The sequence below is a fragment of the uncultured Exiguobacterium sp. genome, from assembly GCF_964277885.1.
Classification (GTDB): Bacteria; Bacillota; Bacilli; order Exiguobacteriales; family Exiguobacteriaceae; genus Exiguobacterium_A.
Map to the genome: position 1 here is coordinate 264287 of NZ_CAXYJR010000007.1, position 26493 is coordinate 290779.

Consider the following 26493-nt stretch of genomic DNA (forward strand, 5'->3'; position numbering starts at 1 on the left):
CATATAACTAAAAATAAACGACCGTTTAATTATTGTATACATGATGAGGAGGTGCAGGTATGTACGATCAACATCAGGAAACGATGGATGCGCAAACGCGGGAGCAGCTGCAGATGGAGCAATTACGTCAAATGATGGCACACGTCACACGCGTTCCGTTCTATCAAGAACGTCTGCAAACATTGCAGATGACGGCACATGATTTTCAAACGATCGAGGATCTACGAAAATTTCCCTTCACACGCAAGCAAGATTTACGCGATCATTACCCGTTCGGGCTATTTGCCGTCGAACGAGAACAGGTCACCCGAATTCACGCCTCGTCTGGTACCAGTGGTAAACCGACCGTCGTCGGATATACGCAAGAAGATTTAGACGACTGGGCAGGTGCCGTAGCACGGAGCTTAGTCTTAGCCGGTGGTTCACCAGCTGACTTATTGCACAATGCATACGGCTACGGATTGTTCACAGGTGGACTCGGTCTTCATGCAGGAGCAGAAAAACTAGGCATGACGATCCTGCCGATTTCCGGTGGCAACACGGATCGCCAAATCACGTTAATCGAGGATTTCCGACCGGATGGGATCTGTGGGACACCTTCGTATATTTTGCGATTAGCAGAACGCATGATCGAACGGGGTATCGATCCACGCAAGACAAGTATGCGTTACGGCATCTTCGGAGCCGAACCCTGGTCGGAAGAGATGCGGCAGAAACTCGAACAGACCTTTGATCTACAGGCATTCGATATTTATGGACTCAGTGAAATCATGGGACCAGGTGTCGCGATGGAATGTCAGGAGCAGGCAGGTCTGCATATCATGGATGACTTATTCATTACGGAAGTCGTCGATCCCGTTACGGGGGACCCGGTACCAGATGGCATGGTCGGGGAACTCGTTTTTACAAGCTTGAAAAAGAAAGCGCTTCCAATTATTCGTTACCGGACAGGTGACTTAGCATCGATCACGCATGAGGCATGTGCTTGTGGTCGGACGACGACACGGATGTCACGTGTCAAAGGGCGGACAGACGACATGCTGATCATTCGAGGGGTCAACGTCTTCCCATCAGAAATCGAGCGGGTCTTGCTCCAGCAACCGGACGTGACGCCGCATTATCAAATCCATCTCGTGCGTAAAGCGGGACTCGATGCTGTTGAGCTACATATCGAATTCGAAAACATCTCGGAGCGACAAATGCGTTCGATATGTGACGCCATCAAGTCGGAATGCCTCATTTCCATTGATCTCGTCTGTCACCCGCATCAAGGGTTACCACGATCGGAAGGAAAAGCCGTTCGGATCGTTGATCGACGCTCGACATCACTTGTCTGATTCAAAGGAGGAACTAGCATGTATGATGCAACACAACTGTTCGAACCCGTCCAACTGACGGAAGAAGAAAAATTAGCACGCTTCAAGGAACGGATTGAGCAAGGTGAAAAGATTGAAGCCGATGACTGGATGCCTGCTTTTTACCGGGATACGCTGATCAAATTGATTTCGATGCACGGTATCAGTGAAATCATGGGTGCGCTTCCAGAAAAAGAATGGGTTCCAAAAGCACCATCGCTTCGCCGGAAGCTTGGCATCATGGCAAAGGTCCAGGATGAGATGGGACACGGGCAACTGTTGCTTCGTGTCGTCGAGGATTTGATGAAGCCATATGGCAAGACACGCGGGGATTTGATGGATGATTTGTTCACGGGACGATTGAAGTTCCACAACGTCTTCCACATGCCGACACGGTCATGGGCTGATGCCGGGATGATCGGTTGGCTCGTCGATGGCGCGGCAATCATCACGCAGACGAACATGCTCGGTGCTTCGTACGGACCGTACGCACGTGCCTTGCAACGCATCTGTGCAGAGGAAGTCTTCCACGCGCAGCACGGGGAATCAATCATTATGGCACTCGCAGAAGGAACATCGGAACAGCGGGCGATGATTCAGGAATCACTGGATGAGTGGTGGGAATCCTTGTTGATGTTCTTTGGACCAGCTTCGAAAGAGACGACCGGGACATCAAAACAGGACGTGACGATCGCCTATAAGATTCGGACGAAAACGAATGAAGAGCTCCGGCAAAACTTCTTTACGAAGTACGTGCCACGGATTCGTTCACTCGGACTCGTCATCCCTGATCCGACGTTACGTTTTGATGAAGAGACAGGGCAATGGGAATATGCACAACCAGACTGGACAAAATTCAAGACGATCATCCAAGGGGGAGGACCACGTTCGAAAGAGCGACTGGACCTACGCCGGACATCTTATGAAAATAACGCCTGGGTACGGGATGCACTCGCTGAAACGAAGGCATGAGAGGGGAAAGCACGATGAACGAGACGTTTTATCACGAATTCGAAGTCTTTAGCAAACGGACGCCGAACGCGGCGTTCACCCATCAATTCAGCTTGCTCGCTCCGAACAAGGAGATGGCACTGTTGATGGCGCAAGAAAACTTCATGCGCCGGGAACCGGTCGTCGACATCTGGGTCGTCAAACGGGAGGATATCCGTGGTTTATCACCCGATGAGAAGCAGATGTTACAACGTCTTGATAATAAGGACTACCGAACGACGAAAGGGTACGGCTACTTGAAGAAAAAATGGCGTCATTACGAGCAACAGATGCTCGATGAAAAAGAGATCATGTCTTGGCAAGGGGGCGATTCCAAATGACGGAACAAGAACGGACGGCACTCGCTTCCTTACTCTATCAACTCGCGGATGATGATTTCCTTTACGCGTATCGTGGTTCGGAATGGCTCGGACTCGCACCGCATATCGAAGAGGACGTCGCTTCGTCGTCGATTGCGCAAGATTCGATGGGACACGCGGCGATGTATTACCAACTTCTCGAAGAACTTGGCGAAGGAAATGCTGATGCATTAGCTCATGTCCGACTGGCGCATGAACGAAAGAATTCGATTCTCGTCGAACGTGTCAACGGACCTGGCTACTACATGGAGAAGCCTGAATATGACTGGGCATTCGCCGTCGTACGGAACTATTGCTACACGGTCGCGAAAAAGATCCGGATTGATGCTTTGAAGTCGAGCAGTTATGAGCCACTCGCTACGGCTGCCGTCAAGATCAACATGGAGTTGTACTATCATTTGCTGCACTGGCAAACATGGTTCACCCAGCTTTATCAATCGACGGAGACGGCGCGGCAGAAGATGGATGCAGCCCTAGAAAAAGTCCTCTATGACTTCGGTGACATGTTCGATTATGGCGAACACGGTCAATTGATCGAAGAGATGCGGTTGATCGAAGGACAAGGCATTTTACTCGATCGTTGGTATCAGACGATCACACCGTTACTCGTCGAATTGAACGTGACGCTTCCGGAAATGCAGATGACGCGTAACGGGCGGGACGGCGATCACACGGAAGATTTGAATGACGCGCTTGCGACACTCGGAGAAGTCTACTTGATTGATCAGACCGCGACGTGGTGAAAGGAGAGGGAAGCATGACGACGACACTCCAGGATGCAATCCGGGAAGCCCTGAACGGGGTGAAGGATCCGGAAATTGATAGCGTCAGCATTTTAGATCTTGGCATGGTCGAGACGATGGACGCGGAAGCGACGGAGCATGGTTACCTGGTGCGCGTCACGCTTCTCCCGACGTTTCTCGGTTGCCCGGCGCTTGAAATCATTAAAAAAAACACCGAATCTGCCTTGCAGGTGATTCCAAATGTCAAACAGGTCGACGTCCAGTTCCGGTTTGATCCACCGTGGACATCGGACCGAATCACGGAACAAGGCATGCAAGGATTGAAGGAATTCGGTATCGCTCCTCCTCGGTTTGAGCAAGGGAAGTGGGAGATTGACTGTCCGTATTGTGGATCGACGTATGTGACGATGGAAAACTTATTCGGACCGACAGCATGTCGAAGTATTCTCTACTGTAAATCGTGTAAAAATCCATTCGAGGCGATGAAACCCGTCTCTACTCTCATGTGAAGGAAGGTAATCAAGATGGCAAAATTAATCGCACTGTACAAACATCCAGAAAACAAGGAAGCATTCGATCAGCACTACTTTGAGGTCCATGGTCCATTGACAGCAAAAATTCCAGGACTGCAAGAAATGAATGTCACGAAAATCGTCGGTTCACCAATGGGCGGAGACGGAAAGTATTACTTGATGTGCGAGATGGTCTATGAAAGTCAGGAAGCGATGCAAGCAGGTATGCGTTCGCTCGAAGGAAAAGCGTCCGGGAAAGACTTGATGAGCTTTGCGGGGGATCTCGTCACATTGATGATTGGTGAAGATGTCCATGCCGACACAACAGTACGTTAAGACGGAAATGGTCGATCGGATCGGTCGGATTCGACTCGACCGAACGGCACGATACAATGCGCTGAACCGAACGATGGTCCGGGAAATCGTCGAGGCGATGGAGACGTTCGACCGAGACGAACGGGTGACGGTCATCGTCTTGACCGGAAATGGAAAATCGTTCTCAGCGGGCGCCGATATCGAGGAGATGCTCGAGGCGACACCGATCTCGATGGAACTCCTCGATCCGTTCGCGGACTGGGACCGGATCAGCCGAATCAAAAAGCCGATCATCGCAGGTGTCCATGGGTTCGTCCTTGGCGGCGGTTTTGAACTGGCACTCGCTTGTGATTTAATCTACGCCGATCCCGAGACACAGTTCGGATTCCCGGAAGTCGGACTCGGCGTCATGCCAGGAGCAGGCGGGACGCAGCGCTTGACGAAATGCATCGGTCGAACGCGGGCGCTCGAGTGGCTCTTCACCGGCGACCGGATGAAGGCAGAGGAAGCGGAACGACTTGGTATCATCAACCGGGTGACGGCTGATGTCGAAGCGACGGTACTGGCAATGGCAGAGCGGTTATCGAACCAACCGAGTATGGCGTTGCGACTGATCAAGGACGCGGCAAACAAAGCCGTCGATTTATCGTTACAGGATGGGATGGAGCACGAACGCCGTAACTTCTATCTCTTGTTCGCGACAGCCGATCAAACAGAAGGCATGCAAGCATTTCTCGAAAAACGATCACCGATTTTCAATCAACAGGAACAGGAGTGAATACAATGTCGACAGTACATGAAAAAACACTTGAAATGAAACGGTCCGTCTATCATTTGCTCATTAACGGCGAACAGGTCGAGGGCGCAACAGGCGAGACGTTCAAAACATACAATCCGGCGACGGGCGAAGTGATCGCGGAAGTCGCAAAAGCATCAAAAGAAGACGCGGATCGTGCTGTTCAAGCAGCGCGCGATGCGTTTGATCACGGAAAGTGGAAGATGTGGCCGGTCGGGCGTCGGGCACAAATCTTGAATAAAATTGCGAGCATCATGCGTTCCCGCTTCAACGAAATCGTCGAACTGGAGATTCTTGATACAGGGAAATCACTGGCAGCGGCGCAAGGACAAGTCACACAAGCGATTGAAGACTTTGAATTCTATGCGGGTGCGATCGTCGGTCATCGTGGTGTCGTCAATAACGTACCGGGGCAATTCCATAACTACACGGAAAAAGAAGCGGTCGGTGTCTGTGCACAAATCATTCCGTGGAACTATCCGTTGATGATGGCAGCTTGGAAAGTCGCACCAGCAATCGCCGTCGGTTGCTCGGTCGTCGTCAAACCAGCGACATTGACACCATTGACAGCAATCATTCTCGGAGAGATTTGTCTAGAGGCTGGCGTACCAGCAGGTGTCGTTAACGTCATCCCGGGATCCGGACGCGAGATCGGCAACCATCTCGTCGAGCATCCTCACGTCGATAAAGTCGCCTTCACGGGCTCAACGCCAGTCGGTAAAGACATCATGGGACGTGCGTCCGAGACGCTAAAACGAGTCACACTCGAACTCGGTGGGAAATCACCGAACATCGTCTTTGAAGATGCGGACGTGACAGCAGCCGTTGATGGTTCGTTGTTCGGCATCTTCTATAACAGCGGTCAATCGTGTGAAGCGCGCTCGCGCCTGTATGTCCACGAAGAGATCTACGAAGCATTCATGGAACAGTTCGTCGCGAAGACAAAACAACTCGTCCTTGGTAATCCATTCGATAAAGGAACACACGTTGGAGCGATCATCGACCAACAACAAGTCGATGTCATCGATGGATACGTCCAGTCGGCGAGAGTGGACGGGGCAACAATCGTCACAGGAGGTCATGCTTCAGCACCAGAAGGATACGAAAAAGGCTTCTGGTACGCACCGACGATTATCACAGACGTCACACATGAGATGAAAGCGGTCAATGAAGAAATCTTCGGACCGGTCGTCGTCGTCATGCCGTTCAAAGATGAAAAAGAAGCGATTCGTCTAGCAAACGATACATCGTTTGGACTCGGCTCAGCTGTTTGGACGAAAGACGGCGCGAAAGCGACACGTGTCGCAAATCAAATCAAAGCCGGCATCGTCATGGTCAACTGTCCGTTCTCTGCCTTCCCGGGTACACCGTTTGGTGGCTATAAACAATCGGGCTTCGGTCGTGAACTCTGTATTGAAACACTTGATCTGTACACGGAAACAAAAAGTATCTTGTCGTATTACGGCAGTCGTCCACTCAATCCGTTCGGACTATAAGCAAGAGGGAAGGCTGGGGTTCCGTCGGGAAGTCCAGCCTTTTTTAACAGCACAGGGGATAAGGGGGAATTTAGATGGTAGAACAAATCGTCGTTGTCGGATCCGGCGTCATGGGACGTGGCATTGCGTACGTTGCCGCACACCGCGGATTTCAGGTGACACTCGTTGATATCAAAGAGGAATACGTCAAAGGAGCACTGCAAGAATTAGAACGAATCGCGGAAAAAGGCATCATCCGTGGCAAGATGACGACAAGTGAGGTCGAGGGACTGTTCGATCGGCTGCATCTGTCGACCGATCTAGCCGAGGCGGCACAACAAGCAGATCTCGTCATTGAAGCAGTACCGGAACAACTCAGCATCAAACAGCAAGTCTTTGAAACGCTAGAAGCACATGCACGTCCGGACTGTTATTTTGCGACGAACACGTCAACGATGAGTCCAACGGAAATTGCCTCCTTTACGAACCGAGCGGACCGGGTCATGGCGATGCATTTCTTCAATCCGGTCCATCTGATGCCACTGATCGAGCTCGTTCGTGGTCTTGAGACGTCGGATGAGACGGTCGCAGCTCTTGAGCAGGTGGCGCGTCAGATGCAGAAGGAAACGGTCGTCATCCGCGAGTTTCCGGGGTTCGTGACTTCGCGGATCAGTGCGCTCGTCGGAAACGAAGCGTTCTACATGTTACAAGAAGGACTCGGGACAGCAGAAGAGATCGATAAAGCAATCAAACTCGGCTTAAACTATCCAATGGGACCCTTCGAACTCGGGGACTTAGTCGGACTCGATACCCGTCTCCATAACTTAAAGTATCTGCATGAGAAGCTCGGCGAAAAATACCGTCCGGCACCACTGCTCGAACAGTATGTCAAAGCCGGACGACTCGGACGTAAAACCGGTCGTGGCGTCTATGACTATACGAATCGCGAGGTGACATCATGAAACGGGTCGCCATCATCGATGCCGTTCGGACACCGATCGGTCGCTATAACGGCGCATTGCGTCAGGTTCGTCCGGATGACTTAGGAGCACGCGTCATCGAAGCGTTGCTTGAGCGTAATCCACAAGTCGATCCGAAGACGATCGAGGAAGTCATTTTCGGCAATGCGAATCAGGCGGGAGAAGACAATCGTAACGTCGCCCGGATGTCGGGACTACTAGCTGGTCTACCGGTCGAAGTCGCCGGTACGACGATCAATCGCTTATGTGGGTCAGGGCTCGACGCTGTCATCGCGGCGGCGCGCGGGATTGCCTTAGGTGAAGGCGATATCTATATCGCTGGTGGGACGGAAAGCATGACGCGTGCACCGTTCGTTCTCGCGAAGCCGGATCAGGCCAACCCACGTGGCAATCAGACGATGTACGATACGACGATTGGTTGGCGCTTCGTCAATGATCGTTTAGCAGATCAATACGGAACGGATTCGATGCCGGAGACAGCCGAGAACGTCGCCCGTCAGTACGGGATCTCACGCGAAGCGCAGGACGACTTTGCGTTCGAAAGCCAACAACGCGCGAAACGAGCGATCGAGACAGAGCGCTTCACGGACGAACTGGTTGCGGTCATACAAATGGACCGGAAAGGCAACGTTAGCGTCTTCGATCGTGATGAACATCCTCGTCCCGAGACGACACGTGAGAAACTGGCGACACTTCGTCCGTTATTCCCAAGTGGTACCGTGACGGCGGGGAATGCATCTGGTGTTAACGACGGTGCGTCGGCACTGTTATTGATGAGTGAAGAAAAAGCGAACGAACTCGGTTTGACACCGCTCGGGTATTACCGAGCGAGTGCGACAGCAGGGGTCGAACCTGCCATCATGGGAATCGGACCAATTGACGCGACGGAAAAAGTTCTCCGGCGGGCAGGGTTGACGGTCGAACAGCTCGATCAAATCGAGTTGAACGAAGCATTTGCGGCTCAAAGTCTTGCCTGTATCGAAGCACTTGGTTTACCAAGCGAAAAGGTCAACGTCAACGGTGGTGCGATCGCTTTCGGTCATCCACTCGGTGCGAGTGGAGCTCGGATTTTGACGACATTATTGCATGAGATGCGCCGGACGAACCGGACGTATGGTCTCGCGACGATGTGTGTTGGAGTCGGACAAGGGATCGCACTCGTCGTCGATCGGGAGGGACTCGTATGATTCACTTAGAACGAGAAGGCTATATCGCAATCGTCCGGATTGATCGTCCAGAACGTTTGAACTGTCTCGATTATCCGACGCTTGTCGCCTTGCAGGAACAAGTCGACGCGTTATCGATTGATCCAAAAGCGCGGGTCGTCCTGTTTACGGGAACGGGTAAAGCATTCAGTGCGGGCGCCGATTTAAAAGAACGCGTGCATCTAAACGAAGAAGAAGTCCGGCGCAATGTCCTCGCGATCCGGAACGTCTTCACGTCGATCGCGCAATTACCGCAACCAACGATCGCAGCCGTCAACGGTCACGCGCTCGGCGGTGGGTTCGAGTGGATCCTTGCTTGTGATTTCCGGTTTCTCGTCGAGGATGCGCTTGTCGGCTTGACGGAGACCAGCTTCGGGATCATTCCGGGAGCTGGTGGAACACAACGCTTGCCGCGACTGATTGGGGAGACACGAGCGAAGGAGCTGATCTTCACGGCGAAAAAAATCGATGCGATGACAGCAGAACGGTACGGACTCGCGACAGCCGTCGTCGCCCGGGAAGCGTTGATGACGACGTGTCTTGAGTTTGCTAATCAGATGTTACAGAATGGGCCGATTGCCTTGCGCCAAGCGAAGCAAGCGATTGATCAAGGGCGGGACGTCCCGCTCGAACAAGGATTGCAGCTCGAAACAGAAGCTTATGAAGTCGTCATTCCGACGGCCGATCGTCAGGAAGCGTTACAAGCCTTCGCTGAAAAACGGGCACCACGCTTTGAAGGAAGATGAGGATGGTCGACGTTTGAAATAACCCGTATACTAACAATACACACTATGAACGACTGAAGAGAGAGTGAATACCATGAGTGCGAACACCCAATCAATGATTTTTACGATTTACGGCGATTATATCCGTCATTACGGCAATCACATCTGGGTCGGGAGTTTGATTCGACTCGTCAAAGAGTTCGGACATAACGAGCAGGCCGTTCGGGTTGCTGTCTCCCGAATGGTTAAACAAGGTTGGCTCGTCTCCGAAAAACAAGGAAATAAAAGCTTCTATTCATTAACACCACGTGGGGTGGAACGGATGGAGGAGGCTGCACGGCGGATCTACAGATCAACACCGCACGACTGGGACGGGAAATGGCGGACGTTGATGTACACGATTCCGGAGGACAAGCGGCAGATTCGTGACGAGCTCCGTAAAGAACTGACGTGGAGTGGGTTTGGTAACTTATCGAACGGGGTTTGGATTTCACCGAACCCACTTGAAAAAGAGGCGGAACGATTGATCGCGTCGTATGAGATCGAAGAGTATGTCGATTTCTTCGTCGGTGAATACCATGGTCCGAAGCAGGATCAATCCCTCGTCGAGCGCGCGTTTCCGCTGGAGGAATTGCAGGAGCGTTACGAGACGTTCATCACGGATTACAGCCGGCAATACATCGTCCATCAGAGTCAGCTCCAACTCGGAGAAATGACGGATGAACAGTGTTTCGTCGAACGGACGATGCTCGTACATGAATACCGGAAGTTTCTGTTCACGGATCCCGGATTACCGCAAGAACTGTTACCGGACGCTTGGAGCGGGCACCATGCGGCGCTCTTGTTCGAACAATATTACCGATTGCTCGCACAACCAGCGAGTCGATTCTTCGAATCGATCTTTGAAGAGACGCATGATGTATCCCAACGTAGTGCCTCGTACGACGCAGCGGAACATCCGCTGTTTGCGGAACGGTGAGCATTTTTTCGAATGAAAAGAGCGGGACGGATCAGTTGATCCTCCCCGCATTCGTGTCATTCAGATGTATTCTGTTCAGCTGATTCTGCGAGAATGTTCCGGAAGGCATATCCTTTATCGACGTAAGAATCAATCGACTCCTGAATCATCGCGAGATCTGCTTCTGTGAGTTCACGCACGACTTTACCGGGTGAGCCGATGATCAGCGAACGGGGTGGGAAGACTTTTCCCGATGGAATTAACGTATTCGCCCCGATGATGCATTCTTCACCGATGTCTGCATGATCAAGAACGGTCGCACCCATTCCGACGATCGAACGACGTCCGATTTTGCAACCGTGTAAAATCGCGTTATGTCCGACCGTCACTTCATCTTCAATGACGACGGGTGCCCCTTCATAGAGATGGATCGTCGCGTTGTCCTGAATACTGCATCGTTTTCCAATTGTAATCGGTCCTTCGTCACCGCGTAAGACAGCGTTGAACCAGACGGTAGACTCGGAACCGATCGTGACGTCTCCGATCAGATAAGCACCAGGAGCGATGAATACATCGGAGGCGACGTTCGGATGAATCGATTGATACGGAATCTTCATAACAGAATGACCTCGTTTCTAGAATAAGATGAACTACTATTCATTCCATGTCAGTATAGCATGTGAGTGAAGGCGAGAACGGAGGAAAGACATGTTTCTGATTTGTGAGCTCTTTAAAATTCGATATCCTTTGATTCAAGGAGGAATGGGTAACATTAGTCATGCAGCGCTCACGGCAGCAGTGTCGAATGCCGGAGGACTCGGAACGCTCGGGTGCGGGACATTGTCGGTCGATGAAGTGGCGTCTCGGATCCACGAGACACGAATGCTGACGGATCAACCATTTGCTTTGAACATCGCGATTCGGGTGTCTCCTTATACGGAAGCACTGATTGATCTCGCGATTGCAGAAAAGATTCCGGTCGTCTCCTTGTCGGCAGGAAATCCGGCACCGTACATAGAGCGACTCCGAGCTGCCGGTATCAAAACGATCGCGGTTGTCGCTTCAGTCAAACAGGCGTTAAAGGCAGAACAGGCAGGGGCAGATGTACTCGTAGCGGAGGGAGTTGAAGCGGCAGGCATCAACTCACCGCTCGAGTTGACGACGCTGACCTTGATTCCGCAACTCGTCGATCGGGTCAACATTCCAGTTCTTGCAGCAGGGGGGATTGGTGACGGTCGTGGACTGGCAGCTGTTTTGTTGCTTGGTGCGGCTGGCGCGCAGCTCGGAACACGGTTGATCGCGACGGAAGAGGCGAAGGTTCATTCGGCATACAAGGCACACTTAATGGATGCGACCGATACCGATACACGCATCGTCGGACGTTCTGTCGGATTTGTCCGACGTGTCCTTGATGGTCCTTACGTCGAACGACTCACAGCAGAGACACCTGCTGCTTTTCTCGATCAGACGAATGAGTCGTATCATATTACAGGCGCTCTTGAGGGCGATGAGGAGAGAGGGTATGTCAACGCTGGACTGGTTGCGGGATTGATTCATGACGTGCCGACTGTTGCGGAGTTGTTTACGCGCATGATGACGGAAGCAGAGGAACAGCTAAAGCAAACAACGACTCATTTTACGACATGAGCATACAGGGCTGGACCCGTGATTCCACTTGTGGACAGCGGGTTTTTTCATGTTTTTTTGAAAATGGGACATTTGTCCTTTTCAAGTAGGGCACGAGTAAGGTCTACTCTAGTGTAGAGATTAAAGGAGGAGATGACGTGCAAGGAGTCGTGTTTGCTTTGATGAGCGGTCTGTTCATCGCCCTGCAAGGCATATTCAATGCGCGCCTTGCGACAGGCGTCGGACCGTGGTTGTCCGTATTGATCGTCCACTTTGTGGGTCTGATGGGTTGTTTAGTCATTTACAGTTTCGTACGAGACCGGAAAATCGGTGGCTTCCGTCAGTTACCGTGGATTTATGCGAGCGGCGGTTTGATTGGCGTGCTAGTCGTCGTAACGGAACTGACAGCAATCCAAACACTCGGGATGACATGGGCGATGTGTTTATTACTCGTCGCACAGATTTTATGTGCGTTTGTGATTGATTTAAAGGGATGGTTCGGTGTTTTAAAAAAACAAGGAAATCGTGGTCAGTGGGTTGGTGTGGGTCTCATGCTTGCAGGAGTTGCGATTTTCTCACTTGCCTAAAGGGAGGAAATGATCATGGAAACCGTCATTCAACAGTATGGACTGGATACGATTTTGACGGAAGAGACGCGCGCTTGGTTGCGTCAAGAAACCTTTCAAAAAGGGGAACTCCTCTGTACGACAGGGGCAACGATCGACCGGATGTACTTCATTGTCTCAGGCAAGGTCAAGATATCTGCTGCCTCTTCAGAAGGAAAGCAACGAATTCTACGATTCAAGACACCACTGACAGTGATTGGTGACGCTGAGTTCATCAACGAACGGGAAGTATTGAATACGGTCGAAGCGGTGACCGACGTCGAGGTGTTGAGCGTACCGTACGCGATTTTACGCGAGCACAATACGACGAACGTCTTTCTGCAATTTTTATTACGCACGATCACAGCCAAGTGGTATGCCGACTCGAAATCAGCGTCGCATCACGTGTTGTATACCGTCGAAGAGCGATTTGCAGGATATTTGTTGTCGATCGCTTCTGAAGCCAGTGACAGTTTATTTTATCAGGAGATGCGGACGTCGAGCCTGCATGACGTCGCTGACTGGCTTGGAACGAGTTATCGTCACCTCAACCGGATCATCACGAAATTGTGTGAAGAAGAGATTCTCGTTCGACGACGCGGGAAAATCATCATCGTCGATCTGGAGCGGATTCGCGAGAAGGCGAACGGCAACAGCTATGAGTAAGGAGGAACGAACATGGTAATAGGCATCGTGTGTGCCGTATTGGCAGGGATGTTGATCAGTTTACAGACGGTATTGAACGCCCGGATGAGTGACGCGTTCGGTGCTTGGGCGACAACGACGTTGGTCTTCTTCGTCGGCTTCATCGGAGCAAGTGTCACGTATGTTCTGTTTCGTGGTGGAACAATCGGGCAGATCCAAAACGTATCGCCACTCTATTGGTTTGGTGGACTTGTCGGTGTCGGCGTCGTTTTTTGTGTCATGCGTGGGATTCAGTTGCTTGGTCCGTCCGTCGCGATCTCTGTCGTTCTGATTTCGCAGTTAAGCTTTGCTCTTGCTGTTGATACGTTCGGCTGGTTCGGTTTACCGCAAATTGATTTATCATTCGGTCAGCTCGTCGGTCTCGCCGTCATGGTATGTGGGATCTTCGTTTTGAAGCGGTATCAAGTCGTGGCGCCGGAAGAGAAGGCGAAGGATATACCGAAGCAAGTCTCTTAAAAAATCTGATACTAGTTCGATCGACTGACGAACGTTTCTGTCATCCTCGCTTTCCGCAGGCGGGAGGTAAGCCGCGTCATCCCGCATTCCATGCGATTTGCCGGGTCTTACCTGACCCTGACGAAAGCGCGATTCGCGCTTTCTTTCCCTGCAGGAGTCGAGGGTGAACACTCACGTTCTAGATTGACTAAATAAAACATGCGCGTTTCCCGCTAATTCAATCGGGAGATTCGCATGTTTTTATGTGTTGTGACTTGATTTCAATCGAATAGATGAACCATTCGTCTTCTGAAGTAAAGCGAGAGGACAAGGATGAGAAGACCACAGTACAACATGATTGTCGTGATCGAAACATGAAACGAAAGTAAAAACGAGAGAAGCGCGTAAGATAATGGAACGAGACCGTTTGAAGCTGCATTCACGACACTCATGACACGTCCCATCGTCTGTTCCGCACACTGAGACTGGATGAACGTAATGAAACGAATATTGATGATCGAAGAAAGGACACCAAGTGATAACAGGACGATCAAGTACAACGAAATCTGTTGGACTTGACTAAGCAGGAAGAGAAGCAGACCTAAGGCGCCAATCAATCGGACCGATGAGGTAAGTCCGTTTTCTTTCTTCTGCGTTAAACCACTCCAAAGCGCCCCTCCAAGCATTCCCATTTGATAAGCACCTTGCATATAACTTAAATCCATCGCATCTCCTTGGAGTACATCATGAACGAGTAAGGGGATTCCGAGTAAGAGTGGTCCAAAGAAAAAGAAATTGACACAGATGATAAGAAAAAGTGTCTGCTTGAGTTGCTGAAAGTGAAAGACGTAATGTAGCCCTTCTTTTAGTTCAAAGAGAGCTGAATGCTGACGTGATCGCTTGATCTTAGATTCACGAATACCATACGTGAAGAGAAGCGTCAGACAGAGTGTCCCGAAAATCACGAGAAAAACGTGCGAGTAAGAAGAATAGCTGAGAATGACCCCACCAAGAATCGGACCTGAAAAGAGGGCGATTTGATTAGATGTCTGAATCAGTGAATTGGCTTTAGTGAGCTGTTCTTTCGAAACGAGTGTAGGCAGTAAGGAAGTATTCGCTGGCGAAAAGAACGCATCCACACTACCGAATAGCAAGGCGAATCCTAAAATCGTCAACAATGTAAGCTGATCGGCATGAAGTAACACGAGGAGGCAAATTATAAAACTGATCCGTAGACCGCTTGAGATACGCATGATCGTCGAACGTTTATAGCGATCGGATAAGACGCCACCGAACAACATGAGAAAAATACGGGGTAACAAGGTGGCCATGAGGACGAATCCGAGATATGACGCCTGGTTTAGCGTATGGATGACATACCATTGTTCAACAAATAAATAGGTTGATAGGGAGAGGGCAGAACACATACCGGACCCCCATAAAAATAAAAAAGATCGATTTTTAAACAGCGATTGTTTCGTATCCATTTCAACAGGTAGCATAAGACACCTCCGATTTAAACCTCGTCGTTCTCAAACAGTGGTTCATCAATTGCAAAGGCTGTCGTCATGATATAGAAGTGTTTTTTATCTTTTTTGTCTAGTGAAGGAGACTGTGTGAACTCGTCCAATAAAGCACGATATTTTGTAGCAAAGCGTTGAAAGTCGGCTTCAGACATCGTTAGTTCCTTTTGAAGTGATAAGCTCATCCAGTCCTCGACGTTCGAAGATGAAGGAGAAAAAGTAGCTGTCGGAGCTGTAAGAACGCGTGTCTTTGCCCGGTCCAATACTTCGAGATACGACTGCCGGGTCGCCTCTTTCGTCTCGACGAAGTTCAGTAGATGATCGGCAGGAATGTATCCTCGAGCAATCGCTTGATAGTATTTCAATAGATTGCCGCCCTGTTCTTCCGTCCGGACGAGACGAATCAAGTCATGCTTTTCAAGTTCTCGTACGTGATAGAGGACCTTCGCGCGGGATAACGTCAGTAAGTGGGCTAACTGATGTACCGTATGTGGTTTTTCGACGAGAAACATGAGGATTTTTGTTCGTAACGGATCACTGATCACTTTTAATTGTTCATAGCTCTCTAATATGTGAATCGCTTTTTGTTCCATGCAATCATCTCCTTTTTAACCAGTTAATTTTTATTAACCGTAAAACAAAAGACTGTTTATGTAAACGGTTACAAATTTATGTAAGGGTGTTGATAAAGAAGACATCATTTGTTTGCATACAAAAAACTGACTCCCGTAACATCTCGATCATCCTCCACTTTCTACTGAAAGTAAGGGAAGAACGAGATGTTTGAAATCAGTCTCAGCTACTGTATGTTGTTCGAGGTGATTAGACCGTCGTCGTATCTTTCCATTCCTGCTCGATGAAAGCATCGCGACCAGAGGCAGCACGATCTTTTTTATAGTGTTCTGGATTTTTCTTATGGAAGTCTTGATGGTACTCTTCCGCCGGATAAAATTCAGAAGCGGCATCGATTCGCGTCACGATCGGTTGTTTGAAACGATTGCTTGCAGCAAGGGCGTCACGGGAAGCGATTGCTGCTTCATGCTGCGCATCCGTATGATAGAAAATCGCTGGTGCGTACTGCGTGCCGCGATCTTGGAATTGACCTTCTGCATCTGTTGGATCCGTTTGCGGCCAGTAGAGTTCGAGCAGACGCTCGTACGGGAACAGGCTTGGGTCAAACGTGATTTGGACGACTTCGAGATGTCCCGTCGTTCCTGTTTTAACTTGCTCGTACGTTGGGTTATCGACGTGACCGCCCATGTAACCTGATACGATTCCCTCGATTCCTGGTAATTCTTCAAATGGTGTCACCATGCACCAAAAACATCCACCTGCAAATGTTGCTTTTTCCATCCGTCTCTTCCTCTCCGTGGGAAATTCCCATTGTATGTCTGACAGCGAGAAAAACGAAAACGACTCCTTCGCTTGGTTGCAAAAGGAGTCGTCGCTTTTTATCAACCAAAGCTTTCGCTTTGCTGGTCGTAGCACCTTGCTATGCGCAGGTTGCTGGGACGTCATCGATCCAGATCTCTCGGTCCACTCTTGATAAGGGTATATGAAGTTGATGTCATTCGTTATCATTGTTGTGATGATACCATTCACACAGAAATAAAGTCAATCCTTAGGTTTCAAGGCACGTAAAACCGTCGCTCCGAGTGTCTTCGCACCAATCAACAACGCCTGTTCGTTGATTTCGTACTGCGGATGATGCTGTGGATAGTTGACGCGACCGTCCGTATATCCGGAGCCAGTAAAGAAATAACTTCCCGGGACATGTGTTAGGTAATGCGCGAAGTCATCCGCTGCCATCATCGGTGTGAGTGCCCGGACAGATGCTTCCGGTAAGAAAGAAGCGGCTTCCTGAACGAGTTTTGTCTCGTCCGGATGATTCCAAAGCGCCGGGTAACCCGTCGTGAAGTCAATCGAATAGGTGGCACCTATGCCGGCACACGTCGTTTTGGCGACAAGATCGACTTCTTGCCGGAGTTGATGTCGTAGTGTCTCATTGAACGTCCGGATTTCCCCAACGATGCGTGCCTCACCCGTGACGATATTCGGTGCCGTTCCTGCATGGAAGGACCCGATCGCAAGGACAGCGGGTTCGAACGGATCGACCCGTCGACTGACGAGGTGTTGGAGGTTACAGACCAGTTGTGCACCGGCGACAAGCGCATCTTTTGTTTTGTGCGGTGCCTGGGCATGCCCGCCTTGACCATGGACGATGATTTCGAATTCGTCGATTGCGCACAAGGTATGTCCTTCTCGAAAACCGATCGTACCGACCGGTAAATCATTTTCGAGATGTGTCGCAAAAATCGCATCGACGCCTTCGAGGACGCCGGCTTCGATCATTTGGATGGCTCCTCCAGGAAAGACCTCTTCTCCATGCTGATGGATGATTCGAATCGTTCCTTGCAATTGATCCCGTAACGGATAGAGCGTAGCAGCAAGGGCCATCACCATCGCCGTATGCCCATCATGTCCACACGCATGCATGACACCAGGATGGATCGACCGGAAAGCGAGTGTCGTCTCTTCTTGAAGTGGTAAAGCATCAAAATCCGCACGGACCGCAATCGTTGGGCCATGGTGTTTGCCTTCGATCGTCGCGACGACACCACGACCTCCGACGGCTGTTTCGTGAGGGATGCCCCGTTCCGCGTAAAAGTTTGCAATTCGTTCTGGTGTGCGGACTTCCTGGAAAGAGAGTTCCGGATGTCGATGAAAATCACGACGTAACGCGATCATCGTCGGTTCGAATTGTTCGAGTGCTTCAAAAAGTTGTGTTTGCATCTTCAAGCTCCTTTGACGTGTGTTTTTTCGTGAAAATGGGTACAGATACAGGTAATCACGAAAGGGGATAATGAAACATGGGAGAAATCGTCGTCAACGCTGTACTTACCATCAAAGCAGGACTCGCGGATCAAGTCTTTCCGATTTTAGAAACGGTCTATCATGCCGCACAAAAAGAGGAAGGATGCTTGCGCTATTCCTTGCATCAATCGATCGAGGATGAGCATCAGTTCATGCTGTATGAAGTGTATCGTGACGAAGAGGCGCTCGAAGCGCATATCGCATCCGACCACTATAAAGCCTACCGTGAACAGATCGAGTTATACTTGATGGATCGACAAGTGACGAAATACGTCGAGATGACATTTTGACGTGTTGCGATAAGAAGAGACGAACCCGTCGAATTCGACGGGTTCGTCTCTTTTGTCTTACATCGATTTGAAACCGAGGAAATGCTCTTGCCAACGCGGTTCATAAATTGAGTTGATTTGAAGCTGTGAACCGCCCGCATGGATGAAGTGTTCGCTATCGAGCATGATTCCGATATGCGATGGGCCCTTCGTATACGTATTTTGGAAGAAGACGATATCTGAGCGTTTACCACTTGCAATACTCGTCCGGCGATTCGTAAAGAACGCACCATACCAGTAACCACGAACGTTCGTCCGACCACCGTATTTTCCAGCCTTGTTCGTCGCGTAGTGAATCAAACCGGAACAGTCAAAACCACCATTCACGGCATCTTGCGAACCCCATGTGTAAGGTGTTCCGATATGTTGAACGGCTGCTTGGATCAGCTTTTCACCGCGCGTATTATTCTTTTGAACGACTCGTTTATCGGACGTGATCGTCACGGCAGAGACCGGAAGATAGACAGGTGTCCAGCCTGACTGGATGACATAGAAGTTTCCGACCCGGTGACGCGGATAAACACGTTTGCCTTGTTCAACGAGTCCGCTGCCTTTTGGACTGGTTGGACTCGAAAAGAAGGATGTCGTCTGTTTGACGGTATAGATTTTCGTTCGGTTGATTGCTTTTTGTGTCAAACGCATATCGGGTTTACTCGTACTGATGTAAGGGTTGAGGACGTAACCCGTTTGACCGCTGGCTAAGCGAACTTGCCAAAAATCATCATCAATTGATTTCAGCCCAATCAGCTTTGTTCCCTTTTTCAAATAGGCAGCTGGACGGCTGTAAGCGACGTCAGCAGAGAAGAGTGGCGTCTGGTCCAGATGGACATAAAACGTCGTCCCTTTTTTCGCTTTTGCTTTTGGTTTATTTAGTCCGATCCGACTCGAATCGACGAAACCAAAGATATTATTATATTTGACACGTGTAAAATAACCGCTTTTTCCATAGATGGTGATCGATTTTCCTTTTTTCAACGTGCCGATTTTTTTACCCGACAGTTTTGCCTGTGACCGAATGACGACGTCGTCCTCTGTCACGTAACGTTGACCGGTAACGTCATACAAATCCGGCTTTTTCGTGACGAGATCACTCGTCTTGACGTAACCGTAGACCGCCCCTTTTTTTAATCGTGTGTAACTGCCGCTCGTGCCGTAAATCGTTAGTTTGTCAGCTCGTTTGACAGAATACATCACTTTACTTTTCGTTGAAGCAGACGTATAGACGGACAAGTTACGTTTGGCGTACCGTGTTCCGGTTGCGGCGTATACTTTTTCACTGCCAAGATCAGCTGTTTTAACGTAGGCATGGACTCCGCGGAAAATAATTCGACTGTAGATGCCACTTTTACCATAGATCGTTAATAAGGTATTTGTTTTTTGTTGATCGATTATGGAGCCGGAAGCATTCGGTGCACTATAGATCGGTGTAGAGCGCTGAACATAGAGGCGTGCAGTCTTCGGATAGTATTTCAACGTACCGAGATGTGCCGTCAATACATAGGCATACTCATCGTTTCGTTTGATTCGTGTAAATGAACCCTCGACGCCGTACGTCTGAAGAGAAGTATTCACAGGAAGCGATTGTACGACTTCTCCTTTCGTAGTCGCAGTGGCATAGACCGTCGTCTGCTGTTGGACGTAACGCACTCCTGTTTCTGGATGGTTCACGACCTGCGTATCAGCTAAATCAGCCGTCAATACGAAAGCGTAACCGGTTTTAGTCGCTACGCGAGTGAAGCTACCCGTCGTACCGAACGTTTCGAATGCTTGATTTTGAGTGACGGCTGTCTTTGCGCTCGTGGTCTTCGGCTCAACGAAAAGAGCAGTCGCTCGTTTGGCATAACGCGTTCCAACTAATTTCGGAAGTTGCTCGAGTTGTGTCGTAGATACATAGACGTATTGCTCGTTCCATTTCAGGCGTGTGAACGTTTCGAAGGTGCCATATGTATCGATTCGCTGATAAGCAGGAAGTGTCGTCACGACGGTGGAATCAAATGGTGAAGCAACTAATGAGAGTGGACTTTTTGACATCAGCGTTGCTTGTTTTTGAAAGACAGGTGCTGTTTGCGTTAAGACGTTTGTTGCGACATAAGCAGTACCTTCTTGCCAACTGACACGAGTGAAGTCACCGTCCGTACCGAGTGTCTTGAATGTCGTTCCTGCTGGTAGTTGTTGGATGACCGTTGTAGAATCAGCCGTCTGTAGCAACGCAGCATCCTCTTTCAAATAAGCCGTCCCGGTTGTCTCGGTGACTGTTTGTGTTTCTGCTGTCGGTTGAACAGGTGGTGATTCAGCGAAAGCGGGTGCGGGTAAAACCGAGCTCAACATTAACGTTGCGGCAAGTCCAGCAACATGAGCAGTCCATTTTTTCATTAAGAGGTTCACTCCAATTCTTAAAATTTGTCATTATGAATAGTGTAGCATGCGTTTGTTTAAAAATTGATAAAAAACAAAAAAATAGGAGATTGTCCATAAAAAAACGGTATGCATCGGCACACCGTTTGAAGTCATATGTTAGTTACCTTCTTCGTGATCCACTTGCCATTCCCAGTCAAGCATGCCGTAAATCAAGGAATCGCGCCAGTGATCTTCGAGATAGACCGTCTCGCGAAGCTGTCCTTCCTTCGTCATGCCGACCTTTTGCAAGACGCGTTCGGAAGCGACGTTTCGTGGGTCACACGTTGCCGTGATTCGGTGTAGTTCTAGTTTTTCGAAACCAAATTGGAGAAGGAAAGAGGCGATCGACGTCGCGTATCCGTTCCCCCATTCATCAGGCGAGAGGACGTATCCGATTTCTGCGATTTTATTCTCAACGTCTGTGATGACGAGCTCACCGGCACCGATGACGACGTCACTTGGAAACGTCACGGCAAAGACATAACGACGTCTTGGTGTCTCGAGTTCACTTTCAAGCGCATCGTGTAGGAATTGTTTCGTATCCGTTTCGGTATTCGGTCCCCATGACTGGAATTGACTGACGATGGGTTGTGAGGCATAGGCGTGAACGGCTTCTACATCTTCTGGTGTAAAACGACGAATCCGAAGTTGATCATTGATTTTATAACGCATGCAGCATCCTCCTCTTTCAGATGAAGTCACGTTGATTCTATTTGACAGATGTGGAACGGATTCCTGTTTGACATGGGAAAAAGGGCGTGCTAGGGTGGTTGTATCGAATGGAATAGGGAGTATCCTCTAGGGTTCCGTACGGCTGGACCGAGGGAGGAACATGGGCGTTTGTCCATGCAACGGAGGGATAAAAGCCCGGGAGTAAAGCGAATCGTCTCGCTTACTCCCGGGCTTTTTCATTTGAATTTACCTATCAGGAGGCAACTACTATGGCAAAGTATTGGATTGGCATCATCGTCGCAGCGTGTTTTGAAGTCGGCTGGGTCATTGGATTAAAACATGCGGCAACACCACTTGAGTGGGCTGCAACGATCGTCTGTATCATCGTTAGCTTTACCGTGCTGATCAAAGCGAGTAACCATTTACCGGTCGGAACGGTCTATGCTGTTTTCGTCGGTCTCGGAACAGCAGGAACGGTCGTGACGGATATCGTCTTGTTCGATCAAGCGGCTTCTGTGACGAAATTAGCATTGATCGCTGTCTTGCTCGTTGGCGTCATCGGTCTGAAATTAGTCAGTGGAGAGGAGAAATCAGCATGAGTTGGATTTATTTAATCATTGCCGGAATCTTTGAGATGTTTGGTGTCGTCTTGATCAATACGTTCAATCAAAATAAGAATACAAAGAATCTACTGTTGATGGGGACGGGATTCGGACTCAGCTTTCTATTTTTGACACTTGCAATGAATGGCTTACCGATGGGAACGGCGTACGCAGTATGGACGGGAATTGGAGCAGCCGGTGGTGCGATTCTCAGCATGGTGCTCTATAACGAATCAAAAGACTGGAAGCGACTCGTCTGTATCGGTCTCGTCTTAAGTGCGACGATTGGTCTGAAGCTCGTCGGTGAATGATCGTTTACATGTCAAACAGATGACGTTTTAGCGGAACGCATGTTTTTTGGCATATTTTAACGCAAAAGAGGAAATACTCCTTATAGAAGTCACGCATGACAAATCGTGTCGATAAGGGGAGAACATCCATGAAAACGAAACAATATATCGGAACATTCTATTCAGAAGAAGAATTGATCTCAAAAATGGACGAACTGCACATTCAAGGACATCGGGAGGAAGACTTCTACGTCATCGTCAAAGAGAAGTCGAACATCGCGCTCGTCCGTAGTCAGATGGACGCAGAAATCGCGACGACGAAACCATCTTGGATCGACCGGATCCGTGGAAACAAGGGACGCGATCAAGAGGTCGATGATTTGTTTACATCACTCGATTTATCAGACAATGAAATCGAACAACGTAAAACGGAAGTCGAGGGCGGGGGATTTGTTCTTCTGCTTGAAGTCCAGGACATTCAGTTTGATCCACATTTAAATACAGACAATACGCATCCTGATGTAAAAGTTCGTTATGGTAGTGGCGAAGAAACGCATACGTCGTCAGATGCGAATTCTAACGCACAACTTGGTTCCGGCAACCCGCTTGACGTTGATAAGGATTCGAAGGAAGAACACGCGGAAATCGACTTGCACCGCGCCGGTACGGATAAGATGCCGCAAGACGAGCAGGCAATCGATCATGCGAAAAAGCTCGATGGGAATCGGAAACCGGATATCGCGATGCGTCGGGATGACGATTTCCGACGTCCGGAAACAGAACGCGAGGAAAAGGAACATGATGCAACGCAGGATGGCGAAGAGCACCGTCAATCGAAACATCAATCAGATGATATCGCCAAGCAAGACCATGGGAATAATTTAGACCGCTAAAATAATAGAGTGGAATCACGTGTTAGGATCATAATCAAAGAAGGTACTTTCCGGATCAAATCCGAAAAGTACCTTCTTTTTGTATGGAGATTAAACAAGAATCATCTCGTCTTATTTATGATCCGGATTCGATCCTGTGCGCACGTTGGCATTCAATTGATCGATCGCTTGCATATCGATATCTGACAAGCTGAAGTCGAAGACATCGAGATTTTCGCGAATGCGGCTTGGCGTGACGGATTTCGGAATCGCGACGATATCGTGTTGCAAGTGCCAACGGAGAACGACTTGAGCCGGTGTTTTCTGATGACGATCGGCGATATCGACGATGACCGGATGCGTCAACGCGTCGCGTCCTTTCATCAACGGACTCCAGGCCTCGACGACGATACCGTGCTTGCGGCAAAAGTCCCGAATCGCTTCTTGACTAAGAAACGGATGGAGTTCAATCTGATTGACGGCAGGAACGATTGATCCTTCGGCTAAAATCCGTTCCAGGTGAGGGATATGGAAGTTCGAAACACCGATGGCACGCGTCTTTCCTTCTGCATAGAGATGTTCGAGCGCCCGCCATGTCTCGACATAACGATCTTCTTTTGGCATCGGCCAATGAATCAGATACAAGTCAACATAATCGACACCAAGCTTTTGTAGGCTCGTCTCGAAAGCAGCAAGTGTCTCTTCGTAGCCGTGATCGGAATTCCAGACTTTCGTCGTCAGAAAGATCTCTTCTCGGGGAATACCGGAGTCACGCAGCGCGCGACCGACGCCTTCTTCATTCTCGTAAATCATCGCTGTATCGATCGAGCGATACCCGGCGCGGAGTGCTTCGCTGACCGCTTCATATACTTCTTCTTCCGGTACTTTAAAAACACCATATCCGAGTTGGGGCATGCTGATACCGTTGTTTAACGTGATCTGTTGCATCGATTCATCGACTCCTTTGTAGTAAATTCTTCACTTTTCTAGTGTACGCGCTCCTCTTGTAAAAATCGAATGATTGCCGAAGCGAGTTCTTTTGCGTATACTGAGCGATAACAAATATTAGGAGGCGATTCTGTGATTCGACAAGCTGTTTTGCAATACATACATGAGGAAAACGCGCTCGATCAACTCGGAAAAATGATAGGTACTCGTTCAGCAGTCCTGATTCATGGACGTCAAGCCTATGAAGCAGCCGCTTTTTCTTTACCAGAATTACCACATCTTTTATTTGAAGGTCATTGTACGGATCAACAAGTGGATGCTTTCAAACAAGTATGTGCTCCATACGACGTGATTCTTGCGCTCGGAGGTGGGAGTGTCATCGATACGGCAAAACAGGTCGCATTTCAATTACAACGCCCGATCATTGTCATTCCGACAATCGTCTCGAACTGTGCCCCATGGACTCCGCTTAGTGTCATGTATAACGAAGAGGGACAGTATATCCGATTTGATACGTTTCCCGTCGTGATTGAAGCGCTTTTGCTCGATCATCGGATCATCGCAGCGAGTCCGTATGACTATTTCGTCGCCGGGCTCGTCGATACGTTAGCGAAGTGGTATGAAGCACGTGCCTTGAGCGGATCTACAGCAAACGATCCTGTCATCGAAACGGCACTCCGAACAGCTGAACGATGCAAGGATCTCATCCTGTCGACGACCGTGACAGAAACACGCTTTCGTGAGTATCCCGTTGAAATCCAACATCTCGTCGAAACCGTCATTCCGTTAGCCGGAAGTATTGGTGGTTTTGGTGACGCGGCGACACGCGGTGCAATCGGACACGCGGTGCATAACGCGTTGTCTCCTTATCCAGAAACACATGCGTTTTTACACGGGAGTAAGGTCGGTTACGGACTACTCGTCCAAGAGATGTTACTTGGGCATGATGCCGATTACACAGAACTGTATGAGTATCTCCTAGCGCAAAAACAACCGGCGTCACTCGCGGACTTCGGATTGTCGCTCGATGTCGTTCAAGCACTCGCCTTACGAACGGCGAAAGAGGAACTGTGTCGTCTGTTACGTCCAATCGTGTCAGCAGAACAATTAGTCGATGCCATCACTCGAAACGAGACGATTTCCGTTTCGACGACGTAAAACAAAAATACGCACATGTTCCGAATCAGACGGTCCATGTGCGTATTTTTATTGTGCTTTCGCAAAGCGAGCGTAAGGAGCAGGACGACCGAGTAAGTATCCTTGACCAAGATCAAAGTCGAGTTCGCGGCAAAGATCGAGTTCTTCTTGCCGTTCGATGCCTTCCGCTAAGATTTGAATCCCCATTTCTCGTGTCAGATGACGGGCTTTCCGTAAAAAGGCTTCGTTTTCTGGATTCGTATCGCAATGATCGATGAAGGAGCGGTCGATCTTAATATAATCCGGTTGAAGCAATGACAACATGTCGAGTGTCGAGAAGCCTGTCCCGACATCATCCAGCGCCACTTGGATACCTTGCTTTTTATATTGTTCGAAGACGTGTTTCAAATGATTGACGTCTTCAATTTTTTCCGTCTCGACGACCTCAAAGACGAGTCGACTCGGATCAACTTGATAACGCTCGACGATTTCAAACGTATGACGCAGGCAGTACTCCGGATTATAGATTGTCGAAGGAAGGAAGTTAATGAATGTCTTTGATGTTCCCCCGATATGATGCGTCGCACGGATTGCTTCTTCACGCGCTCGTTGATCAAGACGGGAATGAAGCCCCATCTTCGAGGCAGTGGAGAATAAGACACCCGGTGAGATCGGCGTATTGTCATCTGCTGCGCGCAGTAAGGCTTCGTTCGCAACGAGGATATTTTGTTGAATATCATAAATCGGTTGCAGATGGCTTGTCATGACGCCGTGCTGGATAAAATCAATCGCTGACCGATGCTTTAGCTGTTCTAAGAGTGCTGAAGCTAGGATAGGTGCTGTCACATAACGCGATTGTGTGGCGCGACAGGATACCGGATAATCCGCTACACGCAAGAGCGACGTCAGTAACTGTTCGAGTTGTTCGAATGATTGATAGGAATAGATTTCTGGTGTTGGTGACTGGATATGGAGTGCTCCCGCTTCAATAAAACGGATTGATGTCGTGCATTCGGCGCAAGGATGCCACATAAAAAGATGTCC

At 49.4% G+C, this 26493-nt stretch carries 30 protein-coding genes and 1 riboswitch; of the genes, 21 read left to right on the forward strand and 9 right to left on the reverse strand.

From position 1 onward, the window contains the following. The first annotated feature begins 59 nt into the window (after positions 1-59). From ACHWTJ_RS15320 to paaX, 12 genes are all read left to right on the forward strand, one after another. On the forward strand, positions 60-1337 hold the full coding sequence (locus ACHWTJ_RS15320) for a phenylacetate--CoA ligase family protein (RefSeq protein ID WP_394679979.1): 1278 nt from the start codon (positions 60-62) through the stop codon (positions 1335-1337). An 18-nt stretch (positions 1338-1355) separates the two neighbouring features. Then, on the forward strand, positions 1356-2327 hold the full coding sequence (paaA, locus tag ACHWTJ_RS15325; protein WP_294739191.1) for a 1,2-phenylacetyl-CoA epoxidase subunit PaaA: 972 nt from the start codon (positions 1356-1358) through the stop codon (positions 2325-2327). 14 nt (positions 2328-2341) lie between these two features. Then, the gene (paaB, locus tag ACHWTJ_RS15330; protein WP_023466991.1) at positions 2342-2686 is read left to right on the forward strand and encodes a 1,2-phenylacetyl-CoA epoxidase subunit PaaB; all 345 of its coding nucleotides are present in this window, start codon (positions 2342-2344) and stop codon (positions 2684-2686) included. Then, positions 2683-3468 (forward strand): 1,2-phenylacetyl-CoA epoxidase subunit PaaC, encoded by a 786-nt coding sequence (paaC, locus tag ACHWTJ_RS15335; protein ID WP_023466993.1) that lies wholly within the window; start codon positions 2683-2685, stop codon positions 3466-3468. The genes paaB and paaC overlap by 4 nt, the downstream gene beginning before the upstream one ends. 14 nt (positions 3469-3482) lie before the next feature. Continuing rightward, on the forward strand, positions 3483-3977 hold the full coding sequence (paaD, locus tag ACHWTJ_RS15340; protein WP_394679980.1) for a 1,2-phenylacetyl-CoA epoxidase subunit PaaD: 495 nt from the start codon (positions 3483-3485) through the stop codon (positions 3975-3977). Between the two features lie 15 nt (positions 3978-3992). Continuing rightward, positions 3993-4316 (forward strand): EthD family reductase, encoded by a 324-nt coding sequence (locus ACHWTJ_RS15345; RefSeq protein ID WP_023466996.1) that lies wholly within the window; start codon positions 3993-3995, stop codon positions 4314-4316. Then, positions 4294-5073 carry an enoyl-CoA hydratase/isomerase family protein gene (locus ACHWTJ_RS15350; protein ID WP_023466997.1) on the forward strand — a complete coding sequence of 260 codons (780 nt, stop codon included), beginning with the start codon at positions 4294-4296 and terminating at the stop codon, positions 5071-5073. Before ACHWTJ_RS15345 ends, ACHWTJ_RS15350 begins: the two co-directional genes overlap by 23 nt. A 5-nt stretch (positions 5074-5078) precedes the next feature. Further along, positions 5079-6587 carry an aldehyde dehydrogenase family protein gene (locus tag ACHWTJ_RS15355; RefSeq protein WP_394679981.1) on the forward strand — a complete coding sequence of 503 codons (1509 nt, stop codon included), beginning with the start codon at positions 5079-5081 and terminating at the stop codon, positions 6585-6587. Between the two features lie 74 nt (positions 6588-6661). Continuing rightward, entirely contained in the window at positions 6662-7528 is an 867-nt protein-coding gene (locus tag ACHWTJ_RS15360; RefSeq protein WP_294739182.1) for a 3-hydroxyacyl-CoA dehydrogenase, read from the forward strand. Then, positions 7525-8733 (forward strand): acetyl-CoA C-acyltransferase, encoded by a 1209-nt coding sequence (locus ACHWTJ_RS15365; protein WP_294739179.1) that lies wholly within the window; start codon positions 7525-7527, stop codon positions 8731-8733. Before ACHWTJ_RS15360 ends, ACHWTJ_RS15365 begins: the two co-directional genes overlap by 4 nt. Continuing rightward, positions 8730-9497, forward strand: a complete 768-nt coding sequence (locus ACHWTJ_RS15370; RefSeq protein WP_394679982.1) for an enoyl-CoA hydratase-related protein — start codon at positions 8730-8732, stop codon at positions 9495-9497. Before ACHWTJ_RS15365 ends, ACHWTJ_RS15370 begins: the two co-directional genes overlap by 4 nt. Positions 9498-9570: 73 nt before the next feature. Beyond that, positions 9571-10455 carry a phenylacetic acid degradation operon negative regulatory protein PaaX gene (paaX, locus tag ACHWTJ_RS15375; protein WP_035399021.1) on the forward strand — a complete coding sequence of 295 codons (885 nt, stop codon included), beginning with the start codon at positions 9571-9573 and terminating at the stop codon, positions 10453-10455. A gap of 56 nt (positions 10456-10511) precedes the next feature. On the opposite strand, the gene ACHWTJ_RS15380 is transcribed toward paaX, so the two are convergent. Beyond that, the gene (locus ACHWTJ_RS15380) at positions 10512-11051 is read right to left on the reverse strand and encodes a gamma carbonic anhydrase family protein (protein WP_029343369.1); all 540 of its coding nucleotides are present in this window, start codon (positions 11049-11051) and stop codon (positions 10512-10514) included. 91 nt (positions 11052-11142) lie between these two features. Here ACHWTJ_RS15380 and ACHWTJ_RS15385 point away from each other — a divergent pair, with 91 nt between their 5' ends. The 4 genes from ACHWTJ_RS15385 (at position 11143) to ACHWTJ_RS15400 (ending at position 13826) form a co-directional block, all read left to right on the forward strand. After that, positions 11143-12081, forward strand: a complete 939-nt coding sequence (locus ACHWTJ_RS15385; RefSeq protein WP_294739168.1) for a nitronate monooxygenase family protein — start codon at positions 11143-11145, stop codon at positions 12079-12081. Between the two features lie 137 nt (positions 12082-12218). Next, positions 12219-12647, forward strand: a complete 429-nt coding sequence (locus ACHWTJ_RS15390; RefSeq protein WP_050678968.1) for a DMT family transporter — start codon at positions 12219-12221, stop codon at positions 12645-12647. A 15-nt stretch (positions 12648-12662) separates the two neighbouring features. Then, entirely contained in the window at positions 12663-13331 is a 669-nt protein-coding gene (locus ACHWTJ_RS15395) for a Crp/Fnr family transcriptional regulator (protein WP_294739164.1), read from the forward strand. 12 nt (positions 13332-13343) lie between these two features. After that, positions 13344-13826, forward strand: coding sequence for a DMT family transporter (locus tag ACHWTJ_RS15400; RefSeq protein ID WP_294739162.1), 483 nt, complete (start codon positions 13344-13346; stop codon positions 13824-13826). 260 nt (positions 13827-14086) lie between these two features. On the opposite strand, the gene ACHWTJ_RS15405 is transcribed toward ACHWTJ_RS15400, so the two are convergent. From ACHWTJ_RS15405 to ACHWTJ_RS15420, 4 genes are all read right to left on the reverse strand, one after another. Continuing rightward, positions 14087-15307: an MFS transporter gene (locus ACHWTJ_RS15405; protein WP_394679983.1), complete on the reverse strand. Its 1221-nt coding sequence runs from the start codon at positions 15305-15307 to the stop codon at positions 14087-14089. 14 nt (positions 15308-15321) lie between these two features. After that, positions 15322-15921, reverse strand: a complete 600-nt coding sequence (locus ACHWTJ_RS15410) for an ArsR family transcriptional regulator (protein WP_394679984.1) — start codon at positions 15919-15921, stop codon at positions 15322-15324. 229 nt (positions 15922-16150) lie between these two features. Beyond that, positions 16151-16681, reverse strand: coding sequence for a peptide-methionine (S)-S-oxide reductase MsrA (msrA, locus tag ACHWTJ_RS15415; RefSeq protein WP_023467010.1), 531 nt, complete (start codon positions 16679-16681; stop codon positions 16151-16153). Between the two features lie 95 nt (positions 16682-16776). After that, positions 16777-16880: riboswitch (SAM riboswitch) on the reverse strand. Positions 16881-16942: 62 nt separating this feature from the next. After that, positions 16943-18121 carry a M20 family metallopeptidase gene (locus ACHWTJ_RS15420; RefSeq protein WP_394679985.1) on the reverse strand — a complete coding sequence of 393 codons (1179 nt, stop codon included), beginning with the start codon at positions 18119-18121 and terminating at the stop codon, positions 16943-16945. 77 nt (positions 18122-18198) lie between these two features. Between ACHWTJ_RS15420 and ACHWTJ_RS15425 the strand changes: the two genes are divergently transcribed. Beyond that, positions 18199-18492, forward strand: a complete 294-nt coding sequence (locus ACHWTJ_RS15425) for a putative quinol monooxygenase (RefSeq protein WP_055970186.1) — start codon at positions 18199-18201, stop codon at positions 18490-18492. Positions 18493-18549: 57 nt separating this feature from the next. Here ACHWTJ_RS15425 and ACHWTJ_RS15430 read toward each other — a convergent pair whose 3' ends face one another. Together ACHWTJ_RS15430 and ACHWTJ_RS15435 are read right to left on the reverse strand one after the other, a co-directional pair. Further along, a complete protein-coding gene (locus tag ACHWTJ_RS15430) occupies positions 18550-20904 on the reverse strand; it encodes an SH3 domain-containing protein (RefSeq protein ID WP_394679986.1) in 2355 nt (784 codons plus the stop codon). A 141-nt stretch (positions 20905-21045) separates the two neighbouring features. After that, complete coding sequence (locus ACHWTJ_RS15435; RefSeq protein WP_294739149.1) at positions 21046-21600, reverse strand: GNAT family N-acetyltransferase; 555 nt, start codon at positions 21598-21600, stop codon at positions 21046-21048. A gap of 269 nt (positions 21601-21869) precedes the next feature. Between ACHWTJ_RS15435 and ACHWTJ_RS15440 the strand changes: the two genes are divergently transcribed. The 3 genes from ACHWTJ_RS15440 to ACHWTJ_RS15450 all read left to right on the forward strand — a co-directional run bounded on the left by ACHWTJ_RS15440 (position 21870) and on the right by ACHWTJ_RS15450 (position 23385). Further along, positions 21870-22199, forward strand: coding sequence for a multidrug efflux SMR transporter (locus ACHWTJ_RS15440; protein WP_294739147.1), 330 nt, complete (start codon positions 21870-21872; stop codon positions 22197-22199). After that, the gene (locus ACHWTJ_RS15445) at positions 22196-22513 is read left to right on the forward strand and encodes a multidrug efflux SMR transporter (RefSeq protein WP_294739144.1); all 318 of its coding nucleotides are present in this window, start codon (positions 22196-22198) and stop codon (positions 22511-22513) included. Before ACHWTJ_RS15440 ends, ACHWTJ_RS15445 begins: the two co-directional genes overlap by 4 nt. A 128-nt stretch (positions 22514-22641) precedes the next feature. After that, positions 22642-23385: a general stress protein gene (locus ACHWTJ_RS15450; protein WP_294749667.1), complete on the forward strand. Its 744-nt coding sequence runs from the start codon at positions 22642-22644 to the stop codon at positions 23383-23385. Between the two features lie 111 nt (positions 23386-23496). On the opposite strand, the gene ACHWTJ_RS15455 is transcribed toward ACHWTJ_RS15450, so the two are convergent. Next, positions 23497-24312 (reverse strand): aldo/keto reductase, encoded by an 816-nt coding sequence (locus ACHWTJ_RS15455; RefSeq protein WP_394679987.1) that lies wholly within the window; start codon positions 24310-24312, stop codon positions 23497-23499. Between the two features lie 132 nt (positions 24313-24444). Between ACHWTJ_RS15455 and ACHWTJ_RS15460 the strand changes: the two genes are divergently transcribed. After that, positions 24445-25470, forward strand: a complete 1026-nt coding sequence (locus ACHWTJ_RS15460; RefSeq protein ID WP_394679988.1) for an iron-containing alcohol dehydrogenase family protein — start codon at positions 24445-24447, stop codon at positions 25468-25470. Positions 25471-25518: 48 nt separating this feature from the next. Here the strand turns inward: ACHWTJ_RS15460 and ACHWTJ_RS15465 are convergent, their stop codons facing one another. After that, positions 25519-26481, reverse strand: a complete 963-nt coding sequence (locus tag ACHWTJ_RS15465) for an EAL domain-containing protein (RefSeq protein WP_394679989.1) — start codon at positions 26479-26481, stop codon at positions 25519-25521. Positions 26482-26493 lie beyond the last annotated feature (12 nt).

What these genes read in the sequence shown, in the direction of transcription:
- ACHWTJ_RS15345 (WP_023466996.1), top strand. Translation starts at nt 3,993, where the DNA reads ATGGCAAAATTAATCGCACTGTACAAACATCCAGAAAACAAGGAAGCA.
- ACHWTJ_RS15320 (WP_394679979.1), top strand. Translation starts at nt 60, where the DNA reads ATGTACGATCAACATCAGGAAACGATGGATGCGCAAACGCGGGAGCAG.
- ACHWTJ_RS15355 (WP_394679981.1), top strand. Translation starts at nt 5,079, where the DNA reads ATGTCGACAGTACATGAAAAAACACTTGAAATGAAACGGTCCGTCTAT.
- ACHWTJ_RS15365 (WP_294739179.1), top strand. Translation starts at nt 7,525, where the DNA reads ATGAAACGGGTCGCCATCATCGATGCCGTTCGGACACCGATCGGTCGC.
- ACHWTJ_RS15445 (WP_294739144.1), top strand. Translation starts at nt 22,196, where the DNA reads ATGAGTTGGATTTATTTAATCATTGCCGGAATCTTTGAGATGTTTGGT.
- paaA (WP_294739191.1), top strand. Translation starts at nt 1,356, where the DNA reads ATGTATGATGCAACACAACTGTTCGAACCCGTCCAACTGACGGAAGAA.
- ACHWTJ_RS15400 (WP_294739162.1), top strand. Translation starts at nt 13,344, where the DNA reads ATGGTAATAGGCATCGTGTGTGCCGTATTGGCAGGGATGTTGATCAGT.
- ACHWTJ_RS15420 (WP_394679985.1), bottom strand. Translation starts at nt 18,121, where the DNA reads ATGCAAACACAACTTTTTGAAGCACTCGAACAATTCGAACCGACGATG.
- paaB (WP_023466991.1), top strand. Translation starts at nt 2,342, where the DNA reads ATGAACGAGACGTTTTATCACGAATTCGAAGTCTTTAGCAAACGGACG.
- ACHWTJ_RS15440 (WP_294739147.1), top strand. Translation starts at nt 21,870, where the DNA reads ATGGCAAAGTATTGGATTGGCATCATCGTCGCAGCGTGTTTTGAAGTC.
- ACHWTJ_RS15395 (WP_294739164.1), top strand. Translation starts at nt 12,663, where the DNA reads ATGGAAACCGTCATTCAACAGTATGGACTGGATACGATTTTGACGGAA.
- paaC (WP_023466993.1), top strand. Translation starts at nt 2,683, where the DNA reads ATGACGGAACAAGAACGGACGGCACTCGCTTCCTTACTCTATCAACTC.
- ACHWTJ_RS15350 (WP_023466997.1), top strand. Translation starts at nt 4,294, where the DNA reads ATGCCGACACAACAGTACGTTAAGACGGAAATGGTCGATCGGATCGGT.
- ACHWTJ_RS15435 (WP_294739149.1), bottom strand. Translation starts at nt 21,600, where the DNA reads ATGCGTTATAAAATCAATGATCAACTTCGGATTCGTCGTTTTACACCA.
- ACHWTJ_RS15410 (WP_394679984.1), bottom strand. Translation starts at nt 15,921, where the DNA reads ATGGAACAAAAAGCGATTCACATATTAGAGAGCTATGAACAATTAAAA.
- ACHWTJ_RS15380 (WP_029343369.1), bottom strand. Translation starts at nt 11,051, where the DNA reads ATGAAGATTCCGTATCAATCGATTCATCCGAACGTCGCCTCCGATGTA.
- ACHWTJ_RS15425 (WP_055970186.1), top strand. Translation starts at nt 18,199, where the DNA reads ATGGGAGAAATCGTCGTCAACGCTGTACTTACCATCAAAGCAGGACTC.
- ACHWTJ_RS15450 (WP_294749667.1), top strand. Translation starts at nt 22,642, where the DNA reads ATGAAAACGAAACAATATATCGGAACATTCTATTCAGAAGAAGAATTG.
- ACHWTJ_RS15370 (WP_394679982.1), top strand. Translation starts at nt 8,730, where the DNA reads ATGATTCACTTAGAACGAGAAGGCTATATCGCAATCGTCCGGATTGAT.
- ACHWTJ_RS15430 (WP_394679986.1), bottom strand. Translation starts at nt 20,904, where the DNA reads ATGAAAAAATGGACTGCTCATGTTGCTGGACTTGCCGCAACGTTAATG.
- msrA (WP_023467010.1), bottom strand. Translation starts at nt 16,681, where the DNA reads ATGGAAAAAGCAACATTTGCAGGTGGATGTTTTTGGTGCATGGTGACA.
- ACHWTJ_RS15385 (WP_294739168.1), top strand. Translation starts at nt 11,143, where the DNA reads ATGTTTCTGATTTGTGAGCTCTTTAAAATTCGATATCCTTTGATTCAA.
- ACHWTJ_RS15360 (WP_294739182.1), top strand. Translation starts at nt 6,662, where the DNA reads ATGGTAGAACAAATCGTCGTTGTCGGATCCGGCGTCATGGGACGTGGC.
- ACHWTJ_RS15405 (WP_394679983.1), bottom strand. Translation starts at nt 15,307, where the DNA reads ATGCTACCTGTTGAAATGGATACGAAACAATCGCTGTTTAAAAATCGA.
- ACHWTJ_RS15455 (WP_394679987.1), bottom strand. Translation starts at nt 24,312, where the DNA reads ATGCAACAGATCACGTTAAACAACGGTATCAGCATGCCCCAACTCGGA.
- ACHWTJ_RS15465 (WP_394679989.1), bottom strand. Translation starts at nt 26,481, where the DNA reads ATGTGGCATCCTTGCGCCGAATGCACGACATCAATCCGTTTTATTGAA.
- paaX (WP_035399021.1), top strand. Translation starts at nt 9,571, where the DNA reads ATGAGTGCGAACACCCAATCAATGATTTTTACGATTTACGGCGATTAT.
- paaD (WP_394679980.1), top strand. Translation starts at nt 3,483, where the DNA reads ATGACGACGACACTCCAGGATGCAATCCGGGAAGCCCTGAACGGGGTG.